This is a genomic window from Pradoshia sp. D12 (assembly GCF_008935075.1).
Lineage (GTDB): Bacteria > Bacillota > Bacilli > Bacillales > Pradoshiaceae > Pradoshia.
In genome coordinates this window covers 857,840-879,055 of sequence record NZ_CP044545.1, presented here as the reverse complement: position 1 = coordinate 879,055, position 21,216 = coordinate 857,840, and the positions used below count along the sequence as shown (strand labels likewise).

The window sequence follows — 21,216 nt, the reverse complement described above, 5'->3', positions numbered from 1 at the left end:
TTCAAGATATGTAAAAATATTAAAATTCAAAAGCTGAATCTTTTGCCGTCAATATCATATCCGTACTTATAGTGTTGAAATACGAATCAATCAATTGCTTCAATTCATTCATGGCTAGATTAGCACGTTCAGCTTGTTCTTTGTTAATGGATTCAATGAATAGGACAGCATCCGTTGTGTCATCAGTTAGCATCGTTCTTTGAGCTTCTCTCCAGTTTAAGCATCTGCAAATAGCTCCGTCCTGATCATAATAGATGATTTCCTCCGGTAAAGCAGGGGAATCTTGATCAGCACCAAGTGGCAAGAATGGTTCTCCTCCTTTTGCTTTCCCAAGACGTAAGTCCCCAGTGATACAATTTAAATCTTCTCCGCCACAGGGAACAGCATATTTTAGAGAAACACTATTATAGATGTCCACCAAAGGATTAATTGGTGTAAACTCTCTACCTTGATTGGCTCTCTTTAGCAATGCTTCAATCGATGAACGAGTACCCTTTTTCGTTTTAAATTTACCAAATGCTTTACGCCATTCATCAACAACTTGATTTTGGCTAAATGTATCTTCTGTCAGAAACTGAGTAGCCTCCTTAGCCGCTCTGTTAAGTAGTTCAGAGAAATCATCATGGTTTTCTTCCGAACCTCGATTATTAATATTTCTAACAATTAACATATTAATTTGAGCATCCGGGAAAACATCCCAAAATTCAGTATCGACAATAAATTTCACCATCACACAACACTCCACTTCATCGTTTTTAATCATGAAAGGATCTATAAATAGTTATATCAATGATTTACTCATGATAAAGTCGACTTGTTCTTCATCACCCATATAGAAGGAGTGAGCTCCTATTTGAACAAATCCTCTTTTTTTATAAAAATTAAGAGCAATCTCATTCTTTTCCCAAACGCCCAGCCACATAAGCTTCTTCTTTTGTCCAATGGCTATTTCCTCTGCCTTATCCATCAGATAGTTGCCCAATCCGCTTCTTTTAAATTTTGACTTTATATAAATCCGCTCAATTTCTAGTGCCTCATCAGCTATTCTTTCAGTTTGAGCATCATTGAAATTGACCTTTAAATAGCCTGCGAGTTCTTCACAGAAATAGATGAAATAAAATTCAGAGGAAGCATTGGATAATTCCGTCTCTAACTGTTCGCGATTAAATGCCCTTTCTAAATAGGCCTTTAAATTTTCAGGCGAATTCTGATCCTTAAATGTATCAGTGAATGTCTGAATACTAATTTCTTGGAGGATCTGTATATCTTCATGATTGCACTTTTGTATATTTACATTCATTTTATGGATGTCTCCTTTATGTAATCAATACGTTCTCTTATTTCCTTTTTTCACAAATTCCCAATCTACTTCAATATTTTTTCTAACTCTTTGAAGGAGATCAAAAATAATATCTATCTCTGTTTCAGATAATCCAGCTAATGCTACTTTATTAGAATAATCATTCTCTCGTTTTATAAATGGGTAAACCTTTGCCCCTTTTTCCGTTGGAAAGAGCTTTTTTATTTTTTTGTTTTGATGATCAGCTTTCTTTTCAATAAAACCATTCAGTTCAAGTTTTTTTATAGCTCGTGCAGCCGTGGTTCGATCCACTTTTATCATCTCAGCTAACTTCTCTTGAATGATACCAGGATTCTCACAAATGCGGACCAGGTACAAATATTGCCCTTTAGTAAGGTCATATTCCTTAAATTCTATATTACTAATCGAATCTAAAACCCTGGCAATCATGCCTATTTCCCGTAGAATTTCCTTCATAAATACATCTCCATTACTTTAAGCACTTAAATTATGCTATTACTTTTATTATAGTATATTTTGTTGTATATGCAACAAAACGCATGATAAAAAGACTGCAATTGATGTACGCCCTAAAAGTTAGAGTCAAAAGTCAACTTTTGGGTTCACCTTCAATTTAGCAGCCTTTTCATTACATCTTATTTTGTTAGATAGTCTGTTACCACATCACAGAATTCATCTGCAGCTTCATAATGAGGTGTATGCCCGCTATATTTCACCGTATATATTTCACCTTGTTTAACCTCGGTTATATACGTTTGAACTTGAATCGGGCAGGTCACAGCATCATGCTCTCCTAAAATTAAGAGACAGGGGATATTGATTTTTTTCAACAAAGGAAAAACTGACTCAAATATCTTTCCTTCATCTCTTAAGCGGTCGAAATGGATTGCTGATTTATTATAGAAGTTATCCCACTGACCATCTGAATATACGCCTGTATCAGTTGGATTATTAAAATTATGAGTATATATTTCCATCCTATTTTCTTCTAGAAGTTCACCAATCTCCATATACCCCTCTACCAGTTCTCGTGCTGAAAGAGTGGCGTCATTATAAAGTTTTATACACTTCAATTCATGCTCGACCATCTTATATTTTTCAAATAAACTAGCCGTTTTTTTAAGAAGTGCTTTAGCTGTTAGTCTAAAATCAAATGTTGGTCCTTCAAAAATTACTTTTTCTACGGAGTTAGGATACCGTGATGCATAAAGTACTGCCAGGTAACCTCCAAAAGAATGCCCTATTATAGACCATTTCTTTATTCTAAGTAATTGCCGAAGCCCCTCACAATCGTCAACCAAGTCATCAAGACAAAATGTTTCTCCAATACTTATGCCTTCAGACCTGCATACCCCTCTTTGATCAGATGCTATTAGTTTGAATTTATCTCCTAAACGAGTCTTTTGGTGATAGGTGAAATCGAAGCAGCCTTCTCCGGGGCCTCCGTGTAAATATAAAATCGCTTTATCACATTTTTTATGGCTGATTTCCACATATATCTTTTTCCCTTTAATATCAATTAATTGTCCATTCTCCATTTAGTTATCCTCCTTATATTCAATGATTAGATTATCTACTACCTATATAAGGAGGAGCTCTTGTAGAGAAGCATAGAATACAGTGTTAATGAAACGGCTTATTACAGTACCTCACAATTTACCTCCAATCAAGTTTTTAAAAATCCTTTTAGGTTTAAAGAGAAAACTAAGTTATTCTATTGAGAAGCAACTATCCTAATTCGGATTAGGGTTTTTAAGAACCTCACTTAATTGTAAAGGAGAGATAGTTCCTTGATGAAAATATAATTGCCATCTGCCACCAATCAATTTCCATATTGAACTTCGATAGGTATTACGATTACGAGTGCTATCAACAATGAAATAAGTAGATAAAACAACATCTTGCGCTAACGGATAAATATTATAGTTATAGAGTGACATCTCAGTTAAAACCACTCCATCTTCCAGACAGGCTTTTTTATCAAACATAAACCCTGAACTGCCAATCTCAAAGAAATCGTCTGCCAGTATGTTATCCAGCTTGTCCCGACTTTTACGAACTTCAAATCCAATATGGCTTTCTTCTAATTCCTTTAATTGTTCCTTTAATTTCACATCCATTTAATCAGTCCCTTTACTAACGCATTATTATTTTAATCCGCTTATTTTATAGCCCTTTATCTACTAATTGTGTTTTTACTATCTAATATTTATTTTCAAATTAGGTGTAGCATTCTCATTTCTGGTGAGGTATCTTAACATTTTGCGCTTGAAATTGAATATTTTTCTGTATTTCTTCAAATGTTAGACAATGGAGGTGAGAGTAAATGAAGAATAATCAAGATCAATCTAAATTCCGGGTACGAAATCAGGAAACGACATCAAAAAACGGTGATACTCCCTTAAAACATATACCCACTGTAAATAGCCGTCACGGTTCAAATATCAAGACGAATGATGAGTGATCTAATGATATCAGCCAAATGAAAGGAGCAATTGGATGACTAACTCTAGCAAGGATTCTATTCAAATAAAAATGGAGCAAATTTTATCTCATACCTGCGGCTCCTTTGAAAATTGTACAGAAACCAATATCCAGACTTTTTTAACCCAATGCTATGAAGAAAATATCGATCCCCAATATTGCTTAAGCTGGATCGCAGAGCATAATGCAAAAATCCCTAATTGGGCTAATGTATCTAAAATCTCACAGGAATGGATTAATGGACATACCTCTACTGGCTCTACGTTTTTTAATAATGAGGGAGATGTACTTCGGTAAAAGCAAAGCTGTCCATAGGGCAGCTTTTTATTACTTACCTTCACTTCTATTTGATGGTAAAAGTTTTTTCAAAATCGCTAAATTTTCTACAAGAAATGCAGCGTTTTTTTCCATTCCACGCTTCTTACACCACCCAATGCTATTGAAGGCATCTGTAAATCGATAAAAGGGCAATACAATATCTAAATCAATTAAAGGTCGGATACTTTTATAGCCCTCTTTATATGCCTGGTAGAGGGTATGATCGCAGCTTAAAATATCACGATAAATTTTAGTGAAATCGATTTCTGTTGAACCAAATCGTACGGATTCAAAATCGATGATTCCTGAGACTTGATTGTCGTCCACTATAATATTGGCGGGGCGAAAATCCATATGTACTAAGCTTGGTCCGTCTGGGGCAGGGAGTTGCCGTTTCATGATTTCAAACTTTTCTATAGCCTGTTCATATAAATGTTCATCCAATACATCTCTTACATCCACAGCAAAACTATAGAATTTTGATTCAAGAAAGTCGGACCAATTCGGGAATTCATTTTGTATGGCAGTCAACTCTTTCTTGGGAGATAGCTGAATAGAATGTATCGAAGCATGAATAGCTCCAACTTCATACATAGCTCCCGCTGAAGCCTCAGCTGTTAGCGTTTGACCTTTTAATTCGGAAAGCAAAAAAGCACCGGGATACTTCTCATCTCCAAACCAACAATTTAGCATATCAGGAATCGCAATTCTTCCTTTTAAAAGCTCATAAGCTTCCAATTCCCGCTGAAACTTTAATTTTGTATACGGAATTTTAATAAAAACCGTTGCACCCCTAAGCAACTTACATTTATAGACATTTGAACTAAAGGAGTCTTCAACTTCATTCATTGATATTACCTGCAATCCAAAATGTTCAATGATACGTTTTATAATAAAAATCTCCTCCCCCTCGACCTTAACTCTATCTGAAAGCTCAAAGACAACGCTCTTTACGATACTCGTTTCTCAATATAAAACAACAAAATTTAACATATGTATTCCATCTTTAAAAACTCGAAAGTGCTGCCATTTGTATCTTGCATAAAAATCTCAACATCTTTAAATCCAACTTTTCTATATACATTAATTGCTCTTTGATTAAATGTAGCAACTGATAAGGTGATTTTTTGAGGGTTCGCTTCAAATTTAATAAACTCCATACCTTCCTTTAAAAATTCTAATCCCATCCCTTTTCCAGTTAAATCAGGCCTCATCCCTAAACCGATATCAACCGTGTTATCGTCAATTCTGTGAATACTCAAGAAAGCTATTAATTCTTCATCTTTTGATACAGCGAACATAGAGTTACCTCGTTTATCAACATCTAAAAATTCCTCTAAATCATCTTTATCCGCTTCCAAATCATAAAAAGAATATTCACTATCATAATGCCAGGTGAAAGCAATTGTTTCTGCTTGTTCTTGTGCCATACTATATATTTCAAATGACATTCTATCTTTCACTCCTCATTATTTTTATTCACCTTAGCTGTAAAAAAGAAAGCAAGATAACTTGCCCTCTTGAAAGAATTTACACCTGTTTTTCCTTTTGAAAAGTAACTATTACAACACCAGCAATAATTAAAATGGCACCTACAAAGAAATTAATGCCCAACTTTTCATTTAGTATGAGCCACCCTAAGAAAGAACCAACCAGTGGCTGAAAAAAGAAAAATAATGAGCCGATTCCTGCATCCATCATTTCTAATCCTTTGTTCCAAAGGAAAAACGCTCCCGCAGTTGAAACTACCCCCAGATAGATAACCCCCATGATAACTAAAGCACTATCATAGTCAGCAGCATTTGATTGAAGTTCCCATATCATTACAGGTGTTGTAAACACAAGCGCAAACATGACCGCATAGGTAGTGATTGTTAATGACGTAAAACGCGCAGAGGCAATTTTTACATAGACGGATAATAAAGCCCAGGTAATGGCAGCTCCCACTAATATCATGCTACCTAAAAAATAATCTCCAGCCTTTGTATCCCATCCAATAACAATGGTGACTCCGATTGATGCGAGTATGACCGAGATAACTTTTCTGCCCGTTAGCTTTTCCTTCAGAATAAGCGTTGCAAAAACAACCATAAAAGCTGGTGTAGCTGATGTTATTAAAGATCCCGTATGGGCATCGGATAATTTAGTACCAATGAATTGAAAAGCAATTGATACAAAGTAACCTATAAACCCAATCCACCCCAGCAGCAGCCAATCTTTCATCTGTATCGTTTCACGAGTTTTACTTTTGACTTGAATGGTCTTTAAAATAGCGTACAAAACAACAAATGCAACTACATACCTTAGCCATACTAGCGTCAATGGCGGAATAAAATCCAAAACATATTTGCTCACTACGTACATACCGCCCCACAAACTGGCGGCCAAGGATAAACAAACAGCTCCGAGTAAACTTTGTTTCATTTTGAAAATACCTCCGTCTACAAAAATAGGATTATTAAAAATCATCTTCAGCTAAGACGAGGTATGACTTTTTTGACTGTTCATTCCTCAACTTATGAATGAACAGCTGGTTGGTCATTTTCTAATAGATTTAATTACAATCTCATTACCGATTACACCACAAATTGCCATTTTGTATTCATCTAAAGTATAAACTATCTCTTCTACTATACGTTTTTAATCTCCAGCCATTCATTTTCTAAAATACTCATTTCCCATAAACTCCAGTATTCATCGCCATTTTTACTTGCATCTCTATGTAAACCCTCTTTTACAAATCCTGCCTTTTCGTAACAATCAATGGCAGAGTCATTAAAGTCAAATACTCCAAGACTAACCCTATGTAAGTGAAGTTCTTCAAATGCGATTTTAAGTATTTCTTTAATCATTTGCTGACCGATCCCTTTACCTCTTGTGTTTTTATCACCGATTAGGACTTTTCCAACTCTTGCAGATTCGTTTTTTCTATCAATTCTCCCCAAAGAGATATGTCCAATAACGTTGCCTGTTTCTTGATCAACCACTTTATAAATCAGAGCTTCTGAGTTAGCATGATTGGCATTCTCCATGTACTTTTCTAATTGAGTATCATTCAAGGGATAGTTAAACCCAGGGCCACCCCATTGAAGTAAAAATGCAGGCGAATCAATCCAATTGATAAGCTGTTTAAAATCAGAGCGTTCAAAATACTTTAGTTCTATCATGATTACCACCTCCCCTTAATACTGGTCTAGATATATAGAACATCTCTAATTTAAAGACTTCTTAAATACATAACTTACTTTGTCATAGTTCATCCGCTCTTCATAAAAACGATGGGTATCTTTACGCTGCAATCCTGATGATAAGGATATCGTTTCATAATTGTTTTCCTTAGCCCATTGATGAACATATGTAAGTAATTGTTCACCATATCCTTTGGAACGTTTATTTATATCCGTAACCAAATCACATACCCAAACAAATCGTCCATAATAAAGAGTGATCATCGTTTTAAAACCAATTACCGCAACTATTTCACCCGCATCAACCAAAGCAAACATTTTGTATCTATCGCTTTCTTGTGCATCCAAGACGAGTTCAAGATAGGAGTTTTCATCGAGATGAATACGCAGCTGCTTCATCACAGGGAATGCTTCAACTATTTCATTTACTGATTTAATTTCTTTAATCGTGAACGGATCCATAATCCACCTCTTATTTCTGAATATTTAGTCATTTTATCTTGCAATTTGCCTGTTCTACTCTATTCTTTAGTAATTCCGACTTCCTTTATTTTTCCCCCAGTAAAAAGCCATGGAATAACTCCCCTCCAAAAGGTTCTAATATATTTTCAACTAAATGGATTACTTGATCCTTTTCTCCTGTCTTATAAAAACAATCAAATGCTTCTACAAATTGGTTTGCAAATAATTCATCATATTGCTTGAGAGAACGAACTACCCATTTTGATGTGCCAATCCATTGACGGTTTGCTCTTAAGATAAATTCACTTACCAATTCAGCAAGTGTATTGGCTATAAAGAGTTCCTCTGCCCGATTCGTACAGCCTTTGAAATCATCGAGTGCATCCGTAATAAAATAACGCTTCGTATTGATTATTTCGGCTGTCCATTCTTCTGGACCTTTAGCCAGTATTTCTTTAGCCTCTTTTTTAATCGAATCGATTATTCCGCAATCTTTTAAGATTATCCCTTCAGAAATCATTCTTGACAGTGAAGGTCTTGCCCTTTCACAGTCACTTTCAACAAACAGTTTATAAGAGGTTAAATTATATACGAACATTTCAATAGGCCATCCAAATTCAACTAATGACTCTCGATAGGATGAACTGATATTTTTATCGAAAATAACGATATCCAAGTCAGATGTTTCAGTTGCTTCACCCCGAACAACGCTCCCTGCCAATAGAGCACCCTGACAGTTTGGAAAATAAATTTTAATAAACCGTTGCCCGGCTTCAATTGGACTTATTTTATTAAATCCACCCATTGACTCACCTCTGATTCGACAAATTTCTCAATTATTTGATTCTACATTGAGATATGAAATACCTTCCAAAAACCAAAGCTTTATCGAAAACAAAAAAGAACTGGTTGACAGCTCTTGATTTTATTTAATAGTTTCCCATTCTTCTCGCAATAAGCCCATTCTAATTGAATCGTAATATTCGTTATCATAGAAACGGCATTTTCTTAACCTTGCTTCCATTTGCATACCTAATTTTTCTCCAACTTTGATCATTCGCTGATTACCAGACCAGGTTGTGTACCCTACACGAACTAAAGGCATCGTTTTAAATAAATGGTCAATCCATAATTTTAAAGCTCTCGTACCATATCCCCCATTCCAATATTGAGGATTATATATACCAATGCCCATTTCTAGCCACTTTGACGGCTCATGCTCCCAGTAATAACTGACTGTACCAATTATTTTTCCATCTACTTCTATTCCCCAGTAGTAATCTTGATTGATAATCTTATCCCTTTTCTTCAAGTAATCATCATAGGATATAGACTTATGTTCAAAATAGGGGGCATCCCACTTTTTCCATTCAGGAGATTCTTCTTTATAAACTAATTCCCATAAAGAATATAAATCTTCTTCTCTGATTGGCCGAATAATTAACTCATGATTCTTATACATATGTATAATTGAGCCCCTTTCTCTTTTTAAAACTTAATAAGATTAAGCTATTTGAATGGTATTCCTGTTTATTTATTTTCATCTATATCTCCAATATGAATCTACTATTTCTTTTCAACCTCGTATAAATCCTCCCTCTGAATGTATAATCTGACCGGTTATCCACTCTCCTTCTTGAGAAGCAAGGAAGCCAATCATACGGGCTACATCTTCAGGTACACCTATACGTCCCATTGGAAACTTAGGTAAAAGATGTTCCCGAATCTCATCTGTCATCCATGTTGAATCAGTAGGACCAGGGTTTACAGCATTGACTGTAATTCCTAATGATGCCAGTTCAGCGGACAATGACCGAGTGAACGCTGAAATAGCTCCTTTTGTGGCTGCATAAGCTAATTCGTCAGGCATCGCACCCAAGTCCTGACCTGATGTCATATTAATAATTCTGCCTGATTTATATCCAGCATTCTTAAAACATCGAGCAAATTCTGTACATAACAGAAAAGTAGTCCTCATATTAACGGCATAATGGTCATCCAAAGTTTTAGCGTCCAGATTTAGATACCCATCTCTTGTTGAATGGGCTGCATTATTAATCAATATGGAAGGTACACCTAATTCCTCTGAAATACGCTTAATTGTTTCGGAGGCTGCATTTGCATCTGACAGGTCAATTTCCATGCTTTTGCAACGGACTCCGTTAGTTTGTATTTCATTAAAAAAGATTTCAGGCCATTCTTGTTCTGCTTTCCAGTATGTAAAAAATATATCAGCTCCCTGTGAAGCTAGTTTTCTGCAAATGGCCGTCCCAATATCCCTTGAACCACTCGCACCTGTTACTAAAGCTATTTTCCCATGCAAAAAAGTCATGTATTTTCCCTTCCCTAAAGCAATTTGATATTTATACTAGGTATTGTGATTAATCATAATTAAAAACCCATAATTTAACAATAAAAACCCAACCATACATATACTGGAATAAATCTTAATCTGACAAACTAATAATTGAAAATAAAGAAAAAAAGGGGAGAGAGAGTCCCCCTTTTAGGTACGCGAATAAAATTATAAAAAGATAGACAAGACTGTTAAAATACTAATCGATCCCACCACTACAAGCATGACATTGGCTCCAAGCAAAGAAAGAATGATAGCTGACATCCCACCGATTAATCCTATCCAAATGTTTTCCTGTATAAAAAGCACACCAGGAAAAATCAATGCACCCAGCGTTGCATAGGGGATGTTTTGTAAAAAACCTTCCCAAAATGGAGAGAGCTTCATTTCTTTAAACAAAACAAAAGGCAGCATTCTTGGTATGTATGTAACGAGGGCCATCCCTAATATAAGTATAAAACTAGATGCCGTCATTCACTTGTCCTCCTTTTGCCAATCAACGTATACATCCATTCAACCAGAAAGGCTGATAAAAGCGTTGCCACAATAATTGACCAGCCGGTGGATAAAAGACCCGTTACAGATAATATTGTGTTAAAGATTGCTCCCATACCAGCAAGGAGGAGGATTTTACGGCTTTTCGCCAATGCTGGCATTAACAGAGCAATAAACATCGCATAGAGGGCAATACTCATACTTTCCTGTAAGGCATGGGGCAAACTGGCTCCGAACAAATAACCAACTCCCGTACAGAGAACCCAGCTTACATAAGCAATTCCTCCAAGGCCGAACATATAGCCCGCTGTTATTTTCCCCTTTTTAAAGGATGCGACCGAAAACGTTTCATCTGTAATACCAAATGAATAAATAATCTTTTTCCATAAAGGATCATTCACAGATTTTAACTGAATGGATGTCGCCATTAATAAATGCCGTATATTTAAAATAAATGTAGCGACAATAATACCAATTACACCTGTACCGAGTGACAGCAAATTTAATGCTGTGTACTGAGAAGCACCTGCATATACCAATATACTCATAGCTAAGGCTTCCCCAAATGTTAGTCCCGATGATTTGGCAAGCAGACCAAATGTTAGCGCGATTGGAAAATATCCTATCGCAATACTGATTCCTGCCTGAATCCCCTCCTTAAAATCCGATACACTGCGCTCGGCAACCTGCACCTCCATGACATACTCCTTTCTTAGTCTCTTACGTCAAGATAAAATAAGCTATTCCTAATAATTCAAGGGTTTTTACTCTTATCTACCAAGCTTCTGTAAGAGATTTACGTATTTTACTTATTCTTTTAATGGTTATACCAAAAGTCTGTCTTATCGAACTTATCTTTTGTATTGGAATTTTTTGAATATTGTAGAATTACATTCATCCCTCATATAATGGATTTATGATGAAGATGAAAGTAGGGATACTTATGCAAGGTAATGAAAAAACATTAGGATATGTACGAGTAGTTATTGATGAAGTTGGCAAAGTAGCACATATTTGTCCAAACACTCTGCATCATCCTGATCCAGACGAACAAGAACGTTTACAAAAAATAATTTCAGTTAATCACTTAGATGAAGTTTTCTCTAAAATGGGCCATTCCTATAAAGATTGCCAGGTTTTAGTCGTATTCCACGAAAACAATAACCATGTATGTGTAGAGCATTCTATGACGATTCAACCAAATTTCAAAAGCTTCTGGAGAGAGAGAATCACCAAAAAAATCGAAAAGCATCATGAAAGCATGCGCGATGAAATCCATATCCAGAGCCGAATTGATTTGTGGGAAGATACATACAAAGAAACATTTGTTCCAACAAGAAAGGTTGGCTAAAATAGATGGAAACAGCAAGCATAATGCTTGCTGTTTCTGTTTGTTTACTCCTATACATCTATTATCCCAACAAGCTCCTATCAGAAATTTGCGTATTCCGTTTTAGTTTTTGGAATTCATTCAATAACTGATCAATGGTTAACGTTTGTTTAGAGTTTTGATCTGCTTCATAAATAATTTCACCGCTATCCATCATGATTAATCGATTGCCCAAATCAAGGGCCTGCTGCATATTGTGGGTTACCATTAAGGTTGTCAATTTATGTTCTTTTACGATTTTTTTCGTAAGCTCGGTTATAAGCTGAGCCCGTGATGGATCGAGTGCTGCAGTATGCTCATCAAGGAGGAGTATATCCGGCTCTGTAAAAGTAGCCATTAATAAGGATAGCGCCTGTCTTTCCCCTCCTGATAACAAGCCGACCTTCGCAGATAATCGGTTCTCCAAACCTAAATGAAGCTCCTCTAGTTTTTCTTTAAAAAACAGTCTGCGCTTATTTGTAACTCCGAAACTGAGCCCTGCTCTTTTTGTTCTTGCATAGGCAATGGCCAGGTTTTCTTCGATTGTCATCGTCGGAGCAGTACCTGCCAGCGGATCCTGAAAGACCCTTCCTATTTTTCGGGCACGGCGGTGTTCCCCCGCATACGTCAAATCGGTTCCGTTAAGGATGATTTTTCCTGAATCGGGCAGGATTTTCCCTGAAATTAAATTCATAAGTGTGGATTTACCCGCTCCATTACTTCCAATTACCGTCACAAAATCCCCTTGCTTCAATTCAAGATTAATCTGATTTAATGCCATTTTTTCATCAGGAGAGCCTTCATTAAACACTTTTAATATCTGACTTAGTTGCAGCAAGCTGCTCTCCTCCATTCTCATTTATACTAGGTTTAACCGTTTCTGCATTCAATTCTTTCATTCGATTGCGTCTTTTCCGGGATTTTTTCGTACTGTCTATCCATTTTGGAATAAGCAAAGCAATAATAACAATTACAGCCGTAATTAGTTTCATATCTCCCGCTTCAAGAAACTCCACTTTAAGCGCAAAGGCTACAACCAATCGATATAAAATCGCTCCGCCAATAACCGCTAAGGTCGCTCTGGCAATGGATTTAGAACCGAAGACTGCTTCCCCGATAATAACGGATGCAAGCCCAATGACGATCATTCCAATCCCCATTCCGACATCAGCAGACCCAATATACTGTGCGACAAAAGCTCCTGATAAAGCGACCAGCGCATTGGCGATTCCAAGTCCCAGCATTTTCGTCATATCTGTATGAACCGAAAAGCTGCGCACCATTTGCTCATTATCTCCAGTTCCTCGAATGGCAAGGCCTATTTCTGTTTTCAAAAATGCATCCAGTAACATCTTGCCTACGATAACAAATAAAATCATCGGCAATACAATGGACCATGTATGCGGAATATAGCCTTCTAATCCAATGTTTGTGAAAAGTGATGCAATCCAGTTATCAATTCCAAGACTCGCCCACCATGTACCAAGCTGAGTAAAAATTGTATCCTCTGATAATAAGGATACATTTGGCTTACCTAGAATTCTTAGATTAATAGAATATAAGGCAATCATCATTAAAATTCCCGATAACAGTGGATTAATCTTCCCTTTTGTGTGCAGTAACCCCGTAATTATTCCTACAAAGAACCCTACAAATATCGCCGAAAATGTAGCAAGGATAGGACTTGTTCCGCCTGTAATTAAAATGGAAGCGACGGCCGCCCCTGTTACAAAGCTTCCGTCCACTGTCATATCAGGAAAGTTAAGAATTCGAAATGATAAGTAAACACCTAAGGCCATAATGCTATAAATAATGCCGGCTTCCACCGAACCAAAAACAGATGCAAACACGTATTAACCTTCCTTTCTGTTTGGATTAATTACGGCTGAAGAACCTTATTCCAGAAATTCAGCTTCCTCTTTAATTTTAGTAAGATCTATCTTCATTTTTTCAGCGGCTGATTTATTAATAACTAATTTCAAATCATTCGGTGCTTCAACAGGCAAGTCCTTCACCTCTTTTTCACCCTTCAGTAATTGCACAGCTTGTTCCCCCGCCTGATAGCCGATATCATAATAATTGAAGCCATATGCTGCAAAGCCACCTCTTTTGACTGAATCCAATTCTCCAACAAATAAAGGAATACTTTCTTTTTCTGCAACCTGGATCACAGACTCGAGTGCGGATACAACTGTATTATCTGTAATGATATAAATAGCATCTACTCTACCCACCAAAGAATCTGCAGCTTGCTTTACTTCAGAAGTGTTTGCAACAGAAACCTTTTCAACAGACACTCCATTTTTCTTTGCTTCATCTTCAACAGTTTTGACCTGAACCTCCGAATTTTGCTCACCGGCATTATAAATCGTTCCTATTTTCGTATAGCCCATTTCTTTTATCAACTTCACTGTATTAGGGATCGCTTCAGGGTGAGTATCTGTTGTTCCCGTCACATTTTTATCCGGTGCTTCCATGCTGGATACCAATTTTGCCCCTACTGGATCTGTAACAGATGTAAATACAATCGGTATATCCTTTGTAACATTGGCTGCAGTTTGAGCACTTGGAGTAGCATTAGCAAAGATTAAATCGACTTTTTCACTCACTAAATTAGTAGCAATCGTTTGATTATTATTTAACTCCCCCTGAGCATTCTGTTCATCATATTTAATGGACAACCCAGAATCCTCAAGAGCCTTTTTAAAGCCCTTTGTGGCCTCATCAAGCGATGGATGTTCAACAAATTGAGAAATCCCTACTGTATACTGTTTTCCTTCTCCATTTTTCTCACCTTCGCCGGACGATTTTTCATCCGAACCACAGCCTGCAAGTGCAATGGTTGATATTACAGCTATACTTGCCAATAAACTTTTCCATTTCATGATATGCTCCCCCACCCTTTATCGCTTTTATGCTTTTATTCGTTAAATTATAGCCTGAAAATTTTAGAATTGCAATAAATAATATAGAATATTCAGACAACAAAGCAGTGGCATATCTGTAAAAATTGAAACTTAAACTATAATATGCTGTTTTTTAGCTGGGTGAGTAGGTTGATTAGTTTTAGCAGGATAAGACCCATAAAAATGATAGATAAATACGGATTAAGCAAAAAAAATTCCCGCATCACTGCGGGTCCAAAGTTCGTTTTTCTATTTTGTTTGCTGCAGCACAGTATTTCTTAAAGCTCTGCGTAAAATCTTACCTGTCGTATTTTTAGGAAGCTCCTCCATAAATTCAATCGATGTAGGTACTTTATATTTTGCTAAATGCTCATGGCAATAGTTGATTAATTGCTCTTCCGTTAAATCTAGGCTTTTGGATACTACAAAACATCGGATGACTTCTCCAAGATTCGGATCCGGAGCCCCTATTACAGCTACCTCCGATACTTCGGGGTGTGCAAATAAAACTTCTTCAACTTCCCTAGGATAAACATTAAAGCCACCGACAATAACCATGTCTTTTTTCCGATCAACAATATAAAAATATTCTTCATCATCTGCACGAGCTAAGTCACCAGTATATAACCAACCATCCTTAATGGTAGCTGCAGTTTCTTCTGGCATTTTATAATAGCCCTTCATGACATTTGGACCTTTAACAATCAATTCCCCAACTTCACCCGCTGGAACCTCTTCACCCAATTCATTTACGACTTTATTCTCAACATGAATGATGGATTTTCCAATAGAGCCAGGCTTTCTAGGGCGATCAATTGGGTTAAAACAGGTAACTGGAGATGCTTCTGAAAGACCATATCCCTCTGACACAATAACATTAAATTTCTTCTCGAAATTTGTTAATAACGCAACCGGCATAGCTGAACCTCCGGAAATACAGAACCTGAGAGTTTTAAAGCTATCTTGATTAGCCTCGGGATATTGCAATAGATAATTGAACATAGTAGGCACACCTGCGAAAAGGGTTACTTCATATTTCTCGGCCACTCTGAACACTTCTTGTGGACTGAATTTAGGCAGGATGATTAATGTACCTCCATTTATTAGTGGCGCATTTAAAGAAACCGTTAAACAAAATACATGGAACATTGGCAGCACCGTAATAACACGGTCATCTTCATTGATCTGTAAGTAATCTGCTACATCCCGGGCATTACTATAGAGATTTTTATGCGTAAGCATAGCACCCTTTGGTTTACCGGTCGTCCCTGAGGTGTACAAAATAAGGGCGGTGTCATCTTCCTCCACTTTCGGGGCAGAAAATTGTCCGGTAGCAATTTTGAGTATATCTGTAAACGGTTTCATTTTGTCGCTGATAGATAGGTTCTGAGGCAATTCATCTGGTCCTGTACCGGACGGACAAACAATCACATGATTAATATCTGGCAGTATCTTTCTCATCTTATCAAACATAGGAATCAGCAAATCCAATGTGATTACTGCTTTTACATCACCATTTTTCAATATGTAGGCTATTTCATCTGGTGTATACGTTGGATTAATCGGGATAGCCGTTGCACCCAATCTCATTAATCCATATAAACCAATTATGAAATGCGGTGAATTACCCAATAATAGAGCAACATTATCTCCTTTGTTTACCCCTAAACTCTGAAGACCATCAGCAAACCGTGTAACAGCTGCATTCAATTCAGCATAACTCGTTTCCTGATCCATAAAAATATAAGCTGGTTTTGTTTTAAACTTTTCTGCCGTTTCTAGAAGTTGGGTTGATAAATTCATATTATTCCCTCCCCTGTTAGAAAGGTGTAAGTTTTGTTAAAATATTCTAAATACACCCAATTTTTATTATAGAAAAAGAACTAGGTATAAGCAACTATTTAATCGAAATCATAGATTAAGCAATCCCTACATTCACAATATTCATAAACAGGATAATTTACCTATAACCTTTATGTTTTCACAAAAATATCGTATTTTTATTGATATAGTTATTTGTATAAATAAAAAGCTTCAAACGGATTTAACCCATTAGAAGCTTTTTGATAGAAAGTATTTTCACTTTTTATTTAATATAAAAGATTAACAAAATCCTCTTTTGTGATATTTCCAAAATAATGACTGATATTCACATCTTTCAATGCATTTTCTAGTTCAGATTTTGAAAATCTAACACCAACTAATCGTTTTTGGATTTCTTCTACATCACCCACTCCAAAGAAGTCACCAAATATTTTGCATTCCTCAATTTTACCTTTAGCTACCTCTAAGCGAACATCTATTTGTCCAACTGGGAAACGATGAGAATGCTGAATATTAAACTTAGGTGATTTTCCATAATTCCAATCCCATTGTTGATAACGTTCTTCAGAGATTTCCATAATTTTTTTCCAGTCTTCATCAGTCCATTGATATTCTTGTACATTCTCCATTCCACCAAAAATATGTTCAAGTAGCTTTTGGCGGAATTCTTCCATAGTCAATGGTTCAGACAGGAACTCGGAAATATTGGCAACTCTTGAGCGAATGGATTTTATTCCTTTTGATTTAATTTTATCTTCTTTCACCTTTAAGGCCGAAACCACATTTTCAATTTCACTGGAAAGCATTAATGTTCCATGGCTGAACATTCTTCCCTTAGTGGCAAATTGAGCATTTCCTGAAATTTTGCGTTCTCCAACTACTAAATCATTACGACCACTTAATTCAGCATTTACGCCTAGTTCCTTCAATGCTTCCACCACAGGTTCAGTGAACTTCTTATAATTATGGAAGCTTTCACCATCATCTTTAGTGATAAAGCTATAGTTCAAATTACCGAGATCATGGTAAACCGCACCGCCGCCGGAAAGTCTGCGGACAACAATAATATCGTTCTCTTCTACATAATCACTGTTGATTTCCTCAATTGTATTTTGGTTCTTTCCAATAATAATGGATGGCTGATTAATATAAAATAATAAATATGATTCATCAATATCCAAATGTTTTAATGCATACTCCTCAATTGCCAAATTAATACGTGGATCTGTTATTCCTCTATTATCTAAAAATAGCATTACTCAATCCCCCTAAAATTAAATATAAATTTGTAAACCAGTCTTGGCTAAATCAATCTCACCCTTATAGACTTTTGCGGCTTGCTTTACCAGATCATTCTGATTCCCGAAGTGCGGCAAATGGGTCAAGATTAAGGTTTGAACTGCTGCATCCCTGGCTATTTCTCCGGCTTGAATGCTGGTTAAATGACCGGCCCTTTCAGCCATATCCATGCCCTCATAAAAATTGCACTCGCATAGTAAAACATTCGCATCCCTGAAAAAAGACACGAGTTCAGGAAAATAGGCTGTATCTGCCGTATAAGCCAATCTTTTGCCCCCTGCTTCAATAACATAAGCATAGCATGGAACGGAATGCTTCGTCTTAAGTGCCTTAACATGGAAAGGACCAATTTGAACAGATTTCCCTTCCACAATAGGTTCCCATACAGTCTGGCTTTTATATGTCAGAGTAACAGCTGTAGCTTTATCTTCCGTATGAGCATATATAGGCAATGGCTCTTTTTCAATTCCTACCATTTGATCGATTAATAATGCATGCTGCAGGACCCCTATATCTGCAATATGATCTGTATGAAAATGTGATAAAAGAACGGCGTCCAAATCGCCTGGTCTTATGTATTCCTGTAACTGAGATAATACTCCGCTTCCACAATCAAGCAGCAATTTAAATCCTTCATGCTCAATCAGATAACCCGAACTGGCTTCTTTCTTCCCAGGATAGCCGCCCCAAAACCCGATAACTGTTAAACGCATTTTATCCCCCCATTAAAAATCAATCTAACTTTATATTGTTTGTTGGCAAATGGCTGTAACGAAATCTATAAGCTATAAAATTCCTATCGTTCTTTCTCATAATCTGTCCTTTTCCATTAATTGCATGCAATTATAACCAATTTCATGGTTATGACTTCGCAAAATCTAATATAGCTTCACACTCAATATATAACAATTAGCCTATTTTTTCATCTTTTTCAAAATTGTCTTAAAACAGCGTTGACTTTCCATATCTGTTATAATACAATGACATTATCAAGCAGTTATATAACAGATTCGAAAATGGACTATCTGTTATAAATCAATTAAAAAAACGGAGGTTTTAAACATGGTACGAAACGTTATGGAATTCTTCAGAAATTTGCCCCCTAAGAAATGTTCAGAATGCGGTGAAAACATTGAAGAACAGCACGAATGCTACGGAATCGTCTGTGATAAATGCCTGCGTCATGTATCTGAATAGTCTTTAAATAATGTTAGCAGCAATCCCCTTTAATCCTGGGGTGCTCATATCGACTGTATTCATACAGTCCCTGATTTTTTAAATTCCCTCTATTTTGCGATTTGCAAAAAACCAGCCAATTATATATGGCTGGTTATTTTTTAGGTTATTTTTAAAGAAAACATAAATAAATCATTCATTTATAAATTCACTTGATAAGAGTTCCTATAGTAAGAAATCCTTTATTGATGTTAACTTTTCAACATATAGCTAAACAATGGTCTGCTTCTACTTTAAACCCTTTATCAATTCGAATTTCGGTTCTATAGAAGAAAGAATTGTTAATCTCCCCTTTGAAAAAAGACAATAATCCATCTTATAATTCCAATCAACACTATAAGAATTCCATTTGCTATTGTAATAAGTCCTAAAAACGCTCCAAGAATAATAAAGATAGCTCCGAAAAATTAGCATCCTATCTACTATGGATTAGCTCTAATAATGAAAATATAGAGATAGTTACCGATAGCGATAAATATATAAAATTATCAAAGCAAGATTCAACAGACCTATATAAAATTTTAACAGGGGAAACATTAATGAAATAATTCTATATCTTTTATTCCTATCATGGATGTAGCGTTTGTTGATAACAAGTATAGCCCTTCCTTTACATCTCAGATTAATAGTAACAATAACAGCAATCTCTATGAAAACAGTCTTTATAAAGAAACGCTCAAACGGTGGTTCACATCATTTGAGCGTTTCTTCGTTATTAGACTGTCTTCATTGTATTTAGATAAGAAATAACTAGGTTCTAAAATGCAATCCCTTCTAAATAATAGATAGCCTATGTTTTTACACAGCTATCTGTTCTCCCCCGTTGCCGCTAGGGATTGAATCATCGTCATATCTCCAATTTTATTATTCAAGGTGATTGCCTCCTTCTGAATGTGGGTATAAAGCTGTAATAGGACTCATATATAGTACTTCAGAAGCTAAGGAGTGATTGAATATGATAACCTGGATGCTGGCCTTTATATTTTTTATCATACTATTAATAATCGGTGAAACGGCAGGTAATATCTATTTAACAAAATTAATACAATCTTCACATGATCTTGAGGATGCAGCATTGAAAGAGAATTAAATATTTTTCAGCTGATTCTTTTTTATAAAACAAAATGCTGTTCGTAGAGGTTATTACTAATAGCTTAATAAAAAGAGACTATTTTGGTGCCATATCCGAAAAGTTAGAGTAAAACTAACTCCTAGGGTGCGACACCTTATTTGCAATCGCCTGCGTTATCTCTATTTTAATTAACCACTATAGAATTATCTAATGTATTCACTGATATTAATAAAATCCCCTTTGAACTAAACTGTCCTTCGTATTATAAAAAGGGCGTTAATCCGTCTTGGGTTAATACCCCACATAGTTGAAGGGGAAAATTATTTATGGTACTCCATTAACCAACAGTCCTGAAATTCCCCTTCGTGCAATTCATTCTTAGTCAGTATTTTAACCTTTTTAAATCCACATTTTTCATAGCATCTGATAGCCCTTGTATTTCTTAATTGAGGGGCCATCACTACTCTTTCAGCTCCTTTTTCTTCAGTTAAAAAATAAACCATAGATGATACAAGTAATGTTCCAATCCCTTTATTCCAATAATCTATTTCCCCAATAAATTGGTCAGTACCAAAAACATTTTCTTGAAAAAATCCATAGTCATTTTTTGTGTCATCATCCAATTGGTAAAATTGAATATATCCAATTTCGGTATCTCGATTTCCACAATACATCTCACTTCACTATCTTCAGGTGGATAAAAAGCTTTTTCAACTTTTTCTAAATTAAATGGGTTGTCTCTACCCTCATAAAATTCGAGAACCGTTGGGTGTGATAGCCATTTTACCAATAGATATTTATCCTTTTTTTCTAATCTTCGAACCTTTAGATTACCATTTTGAAACAGCATAAATATTCCTCACTTATTATTTATAATAGATAGGTA

Annotated in this window: 26 protein-coding genes and 1 pseudogene; 5 read left to right on the top strand and 22 right to left on the bottom strand. The window is 36.0% G+C overall.

What is annotated here, in order from left to right:
* Positions 1 to 19 precede the first annotated feature (19 nt).
* The 5 genes from F7984_RS04305 to F7984_RS04285 form a co-directional block, all read right to left on the bottom strand.
* Positions 20 to 730 carry a B3/B4 domain-containing protein gene (locus F7984_RS04305; protein ID WP_066101760.1) on the bottom strand — a complete coding sequence of 237 codons (711 nt, stop codon included), beginning with the start codon at positions 728 to 730 and terminating at the stop codon, positions 20 to 22.
* Positions 731 to 781: 51 nt separating this feature from the next.
* Positions 782 to 1,300, bottom strand: coding sequence for a spermidine/spermine N(1)-acetyltransferase (locus F7984_RS04300; protein ID WP_066101763.1), 519 nt, complete (start codon positions 1,298 to 1,300; stop codon positions 782 to 784).
* Between the two features lie 24 nt (positions 1,301 to 1,324).
* Positions 1,325 to 1,777 (bottom strand): MarR family winged helix-turn-helix transcriptional regulator, encoded by a 453-nt coding sequence (locus tag F7984_RS04295; protein ID WP_140461137.1) that lies wholly within the window; start codon positions 1,775 to 1,777, stop codon positions 1,325 to 1,327.
* Positions 1,778 to 1,956: 179 nt separating this feature from the next.
* Positions 1,957 to 2,859 carry an alpha/beta fold hydrolase gene (locus F7984_RS04290; RefSeq protein WP_140461136.1) on the bottom strand — a complete coding sequence of 301 codons (903 nt, stop codon included), beginning with the start codon at positions 2,857 to 2,859 and terminating at the stop codon, positions 1,957 to 1,959.
* A gap of 195 nt (positions 2,860 to 3,054) precedes the next feature.
* Complete coding sequence (locus F7984_RS04285) at positions 3,055 to 3,441, bottom strand: nuclear transport factor 2 family protein (protein WP_140461135.1); 387 nt, start codon at positions 3,439 to 3,441, stop codon at positions 3,055 to 3,057.
* Positions 3,442 to 3,647: 206 nt separating this feature from the next.
* Here F7984_RS04285 and F7984_RS18900 point away from each other — a divergent pair, with 206 nt between their 5' ends.
* Complete coding sequence (locus tag F7984_RS18900; RefSeq protein ID WP_180349926.1) at positions 3,648 to 3,785, top strand: hypothetical protein; 138 nt, start codon at positions 3,648 to 3,650, stop codon at positions 3,783 to 3,785.
* A gap of 71 nt (positions 3,786 to 3,856) precedes the next feature.
* A complete protein-coding gene (locus F7984_RS04280; protein ID WP_225983656.1) occupies positions 3,857 to 4,102 on the top strand; it encodes a hypothetical protein in 246 nt (81 codons plus the stop codon).
* A gap of 30 nt (positions 4,103 to 4,132) precedes the next feature.
* Here F7984_RS04280 and F7984_RS04275 read toward each other — a convergent pair whose 3' ends face one another.
* The 10 genes from F7984_RS04275 to F7984_RS04230 all read right to left on the bottom strand — a co-directional run bounded on the left by F7984_RS04275 (position 4,133) and on the right by F7984_RS04230 (position 11,322).
* A complete protein-coding gene (locus F7984_RS04275; RefSeq protein WP_225983655.1) occupies positions 4,133 to 4,972 on the bottom strand; it encodes a phosphotransferase family protein in 840 nt (279 codons plus the stop codon).
* Between the two features lie 137 nt (positions 4,973 to 5,109).
* On the bottom strand, positions 5,110 to 5,553 hold the full coding sequence (locus F7984_RS04270; RefSeq protein WP_413242779.1) for a GNAT family N-acetyltransferase: 444 nt from the start codon (positions 5,551 to 5,553) through the stop codon (positions 5,110 to 5,112).
* Between the two features lie 100 nt (positions 5,554 to 5,653).
* Positions 5,654 to 6,547: a DMT family transporter gene (locus F7984_RS04265; RefSeq protein ID WP_066101791.1), complete on the bottom strand. Its 894-nt coding sequence runs from the start codon at positions 6,545 to 6,547 to the stop codon at positions 5,654 to 5,656.
* Between the two features lie 206 nt (positions 6,548 to 6,753).
* A complete protein-coding gene (locus F7984_RS04260; RefSeq protein WP_066101794.1) occupies positions 6,754 to 7,290 on the bottom strand; it encodes a GNAT family N-acetyltransferase in 537 nt (178 codons plus the stop codon).
* Positions 7,291 to 7,335: 45 nt separating this feature from the next.
* Positions 7,336 to 7,773 carry a GNAT family N-acetyltransferase gene (locus tag F7984_RS04255; protein WP_140461133.1) on the bottom strand — a complete coding sequence of 146 codons (438 nt, stop codon included), beginning with the start codon at positions 7,771 to 7,773 and terminating at the stop codon, positions 7,336 to 7,338.
* Positions 7,774 to 7,858: 85 nt separating this feature from the next.
* Positions 7,859 to 8,578 (bottom strand): nucleotidyltransferase domain-containing protein, encoded by a 720-nt coding sequence (locus F7984_RS04250; protein ID WP_140461132.1) that lies wholly within the window; start codon positions 8,576 to 8,578, stop codon positions 7,859 to 7,861.
* 120 nt (positions 8,579 to 8,698) lie between these two features.
* Positions 8,699 to 9,235, bottom strand: a complete 537-nt coding sequence (locus F7984_RS04245; protein WP_066101801.1) for a GNAT family N-acetyltransferase — start codon at positions 9,233 to 9,235, stop codon at positions 8,699 to 8,701.
* 114 nt (positions 9,236 to 9,349) lie between these two features.
* Positions 9,350 to 10,105: an SDR family oxidoreductase gene (locus tag F7984_RS04240; protein WP_066101804.1), complete on the bottom strand. Its 756-nt coding sequence runs from the start codon at positions 10,103 to 10,105 to the stop codon at positions 9,350 to 9,352.
* Positions 10,106 to 10,297: 192 nt separating this feature from the next.
* Positions 10,298 to 10,603 (bottom strand): AzlD domain-containing protein, encoded by a 306-nt coding sequence (locus tag F7984_RS04235; RefSeq protein ID WP_066101807.1) that lies wholly within the window; start codon positions 10,601 to 10,603, stop codon positions 10,298 to 10,300.
* Complete coding sequence (locus F7984_RS04230) at positions 10,600 to 11,322, bottom strand: AzlC family ABC transporter permease (RefSeq protein ID WP_066101810.1); 723 nt, start codon at positions 11,320 to 11,322, stop codon at positions 10,600 to 10,602. The genes F7984_RS04235 and F7984_RS04230 overlap by 4 nt, the downstream gene beginning before the upstream one ends.
* Before the next feature lie 218 nt (positions 11,323 to 11,540).
* Here F7984_RS04230 and F7984_RS04225 point away from each other — a divergent pair, with 218 nt between their 5' ends.
* Complete coding sequence (locus F7984_RS04225; protein ID WP_192796831.1) at positions 11,541 to 11,975, top strand: hypothetical protein; 435 nt, start codon at positions 11,541 to 11,543, stop codon at positions 11,973 to 11,975.
* A gap of 61 nt (positions 11,976 to 12,036) precedes the next feature.
* Here F7984_RS04225 and F7984_RS04220 read toward each other — a convergent pair whose 3' ends face one another.
* The 6 genes from F7984_RS04220 to F7984_RS04195 form a co-directional block, all read right to left on the bottom strand.
* A complete protein-coding gene (locus tag F7984_RS04220) occupies positions 12,037 to 12,831 on the bottom strand; it encodes an ABC transporter ATP-binding protein (protein WP_066101815.1) in 795 nt (264 codons plus the stop codon).
* Positions 12,797 to 13,843 carry an ABC transporter permease gene (locus tag F7984_RS04215; protein WP_140461131.1) on the bottom strand — a complete coding sequence of 349 codons (1,047 nt, stop codon included), beginning with the start codon at positions 13,841 to 13,843 and terminating at the stop codon, positions 12,797 to 12,799. The genes F7984_RS04220 and F7984_RS04215 overlap by 35 nt, the downstream gene beginning before the upstream one ends.
* Positions 13,844 to 13,888: 45 nt before the next feature.
* Positions 13,889 to 14,878, bottom strand: a complete 990-nt coding sequence (locus F7984_RS04210) for an ABC transporter substrate-binding protein (RefSeq protein ID WP_066101818.1) — start codon at positions 14,876 to 14,878, stop codon at positions 13,889 to 13,891.
* Between the two features lie 270 nt (positions 14,879 to 15,148).
* Positions 15,149 to 16,702, bottom strand: a complete 1,554-nt coding sequence (locus tag F7984_RS04205) for a fatty acid--CoA ligase family protein (protein ID WP_140461130.1) — start codon at positions 16,700 to 16,702, stop codon at positions 15,149 to 15,151.
* A gap of 287 nt (positions 16,703 to 16,989) precedes the next feature.
* Positions 16,990 to 17,979, bottom strand: coding sequence for a lipoate--protein ligase (locus F7984_RS04200; RefSeq protein WP_066101822.1), 990 nt, complete (start codon positions 17,977 to 17,979; stop codon positions 16,990 to 16,992).
* An 18-nt stretch (positions 17,980 to 17,997) separates the two neighbouring features.
* On the bottom strand, positions 17,998 to 18,735 hold the full coding sequence (locus tag F7984_RS04195; RefSeq protein WP_066101825.1) for an MBL fold metallo-hydrolase: 738 nt from the start codon (positions 18,733 to 18,735) through the stop codon (positions 17,998 to 18,000).
* A 349-nt stretch (positions 18,736 to 19,084) separates the two neighbouring features.
* Here F7984_RS04195 and yhfH point away from each other — a divergent pair, with 349 nt between their 5' ends.
* Positions 19,085 to 19,219, top strand: coding sequence for a protein YhfH (gene yhfH, locus F7984_RS04190; protein ID WP_077247967.1), 135 nt, complete (start codon positions 19,085 to 19,087; stop codon positions 19,217 to 19,219).
* Positions 19,220 to 20,213: 994 nt separating this feature from the next.
* Positions 20,214 to 20,348, top strand: a complete 135-nt coding sequence (locus F7984_RS19480) for a hypothetical protein (RefSeq protein WP_257468976.1) — start codon at positions 20,214 to 20,216, stop codon at positions 20,346 to 20,348.
* Positions 20,349 to 20,650: 302 nt separating this feature from the next.
* Here F7984_RS19480 and F7984_RS04185 read toward each other — a convergent pair.
* A pseudogene (locus F7984_RS04185) lies at positions 20,651 to 21,180 on the bottom strand (GNAT family N-acetyltransferase).
* Positions 21,181 to 21,216 lie beyond the last annotated feature (36 nt).

Bases quoted from the DNA above. Each gene is read 5' to 3' on its own strand.
- F7984_RS04210 (WP_066101818.1), bottom strand. From the start codon at position 14,878: ATGAAATGGAAAAGTTTATTGGCAAGTATAGCTGTAATATCAACCATT.
- F7984_RS04245 (WP_066101801.1), bottom strand. From the start codon at position 9,235: ATGTATAAGAATCATGAGTTAATTATTCGGCCAATCAGAGAAGAAGAT.
- F7984_RS19480 (WP_257468976.1), top strand. From the start codon at position 20,214: ATGATAACCTGGATGCTGGCCTTTATATTTTTTATCATACTATTAATA.
- F7984_RS18900 (WP_180349926.1), top strand. From the start codon at position 3,648: ATGAAGAATAATCAAGATCAATCTAAATTCCGGGTACGAAATCAGGAA.
- F7984_RS04260 (WP_066101794.1), bottom strand. From the start codon at position 7,290: ATGATAGAACTAAAGTATTTTGAACGCTCTGATTTTAAACAGCTTATC.
- F7984_RS04235 (WP_066101807.1), bottom strand. From the start codon at position 10,603: ATGACGGCATCTAGTTTTATACTTATATTAGGGATGGCCCTCGTTACA.
- F7984_RS04240 (WP_066101804.1), bottom strand. From the start codon at position 10,105: ATGACTTTTTTGCATGGGAAAATAGCTTTAGTAACAGGTGCGAGTGGT.
- F7984_RS04250 (WP_140461132.1), bottom strand. From the start codon at position 8,578: ATGGGTGGATTTAATAAAATAAGTCCAATTGAAGCCGGGCAACGGTTT.
- F7984_RS04205 (WP_140461130.1), bottom strand. From the start codon at position 16,702: ATGAATTTATCAACCCAACTTCTAGAAACGGCAGAAAAGTTTAAAACA.
- F7984_RS04300 (WP_066101763.1), bottom strand. From the start codon at position 1,300: ATGAATGTAAATATACAAAAGTGCAATCATGAAGATATACAGATCCTC.
- F7984_RS04275 (WP_225983655.1), bottom strand. From the start codon at position 4,972: ATGAATGAAGTTGAAGACTCCTTTAGTTCAAATGTCTATAAATGTAAG.
- F7984_RS04195 (WP_066101825.1), bottom strand. From the start codon at position 18,735: ATGCGTTTAACAGTTATCGGGTTTTGGGGCGGCTATCCTGGGAAGAAA.
- F7984_RS04280 (WP_225983656.1), top strand. From the start codon at position 3,857: ATGGAGCAAATTTTATCTCATACCTGCGGCTCCTTTGAAAATTGTACA.
- F7984_RS04285 (WP_140461135.1), bottom strand. From the start codon at position 3,441: ATGGATGTGAAATTAAAGGAACAATTAAAGGAATTAGAAGAAAGCCAT.
- F7984_RS04305 (WP_066101760.1), bottom strand. From the start codon at position 730: ATGGTGAAATTTATTGTCGATACTGAATTTTGGGATGTTTTCCCGGAT.
- F7984_RS04295 (WP_140461137.1), bottom strand. From the start codon at position 1,777: ATGAAGGAAATTCTACGGGAAATAGGCATGATTGCCAGGGTTTTAGAT.
- F7984_RS04265 (WP_066101791.1), bottom strand. From the start codon at position 6,547: ATGAAACAAAGTTTACTCGGAGCTGTTTGTTTATCCTTGGCCGCCAGT.
- F7984_RS04230 (WP_066101810.1), bottom strand. From the start codon at position 11,322: ATGGAGGTGCAGGTTGCCGAGCGCAGTGTATCGGATTTTAAGGAGGGG.
- yhfH (WP_077247967.1), top strand. From the start codon at position 19,085: ATGGTACGAAACGTTATGGAATTCTTCAGAAATTTGCCCCCTAAGAAA.
- F7984_RS04200 (WP_066101822.1), bottom strand. From the start codon at position 17,979: ATGCTATTTTTAGATAATAGAGGAATAACAGATCCACGTATTAATTTG.
- F7984_RS04255 (WP_140461133.1), bottom strand. From the start codon at position 7,773: ATGGATCCGTTCACGATTAAAGAAATTAAATCAGTAAATGAAATAGTT.
- F7984_RS04225 (WP_192796831.1), top strand. From the start codon at position 11,541: ATGATGAAGATGAAAGTAGGGATACTTATGCAAGGTAATGAAAAAACA.
- F7984_RS04270 (WP_413242779.1), bottom strand. From the start codon at position 5,553: ATGGCACAAGAACAAGCAGAAACAATTGCTTTCACCTGGCATTATGAT.
- F7984_RS04290 (WP_140461136.1), bottom strand. From the start codon at position 2,859: ATGGAGAATGGACAATTAATTGATATTAAAGGGAAAAAGATATATGTG.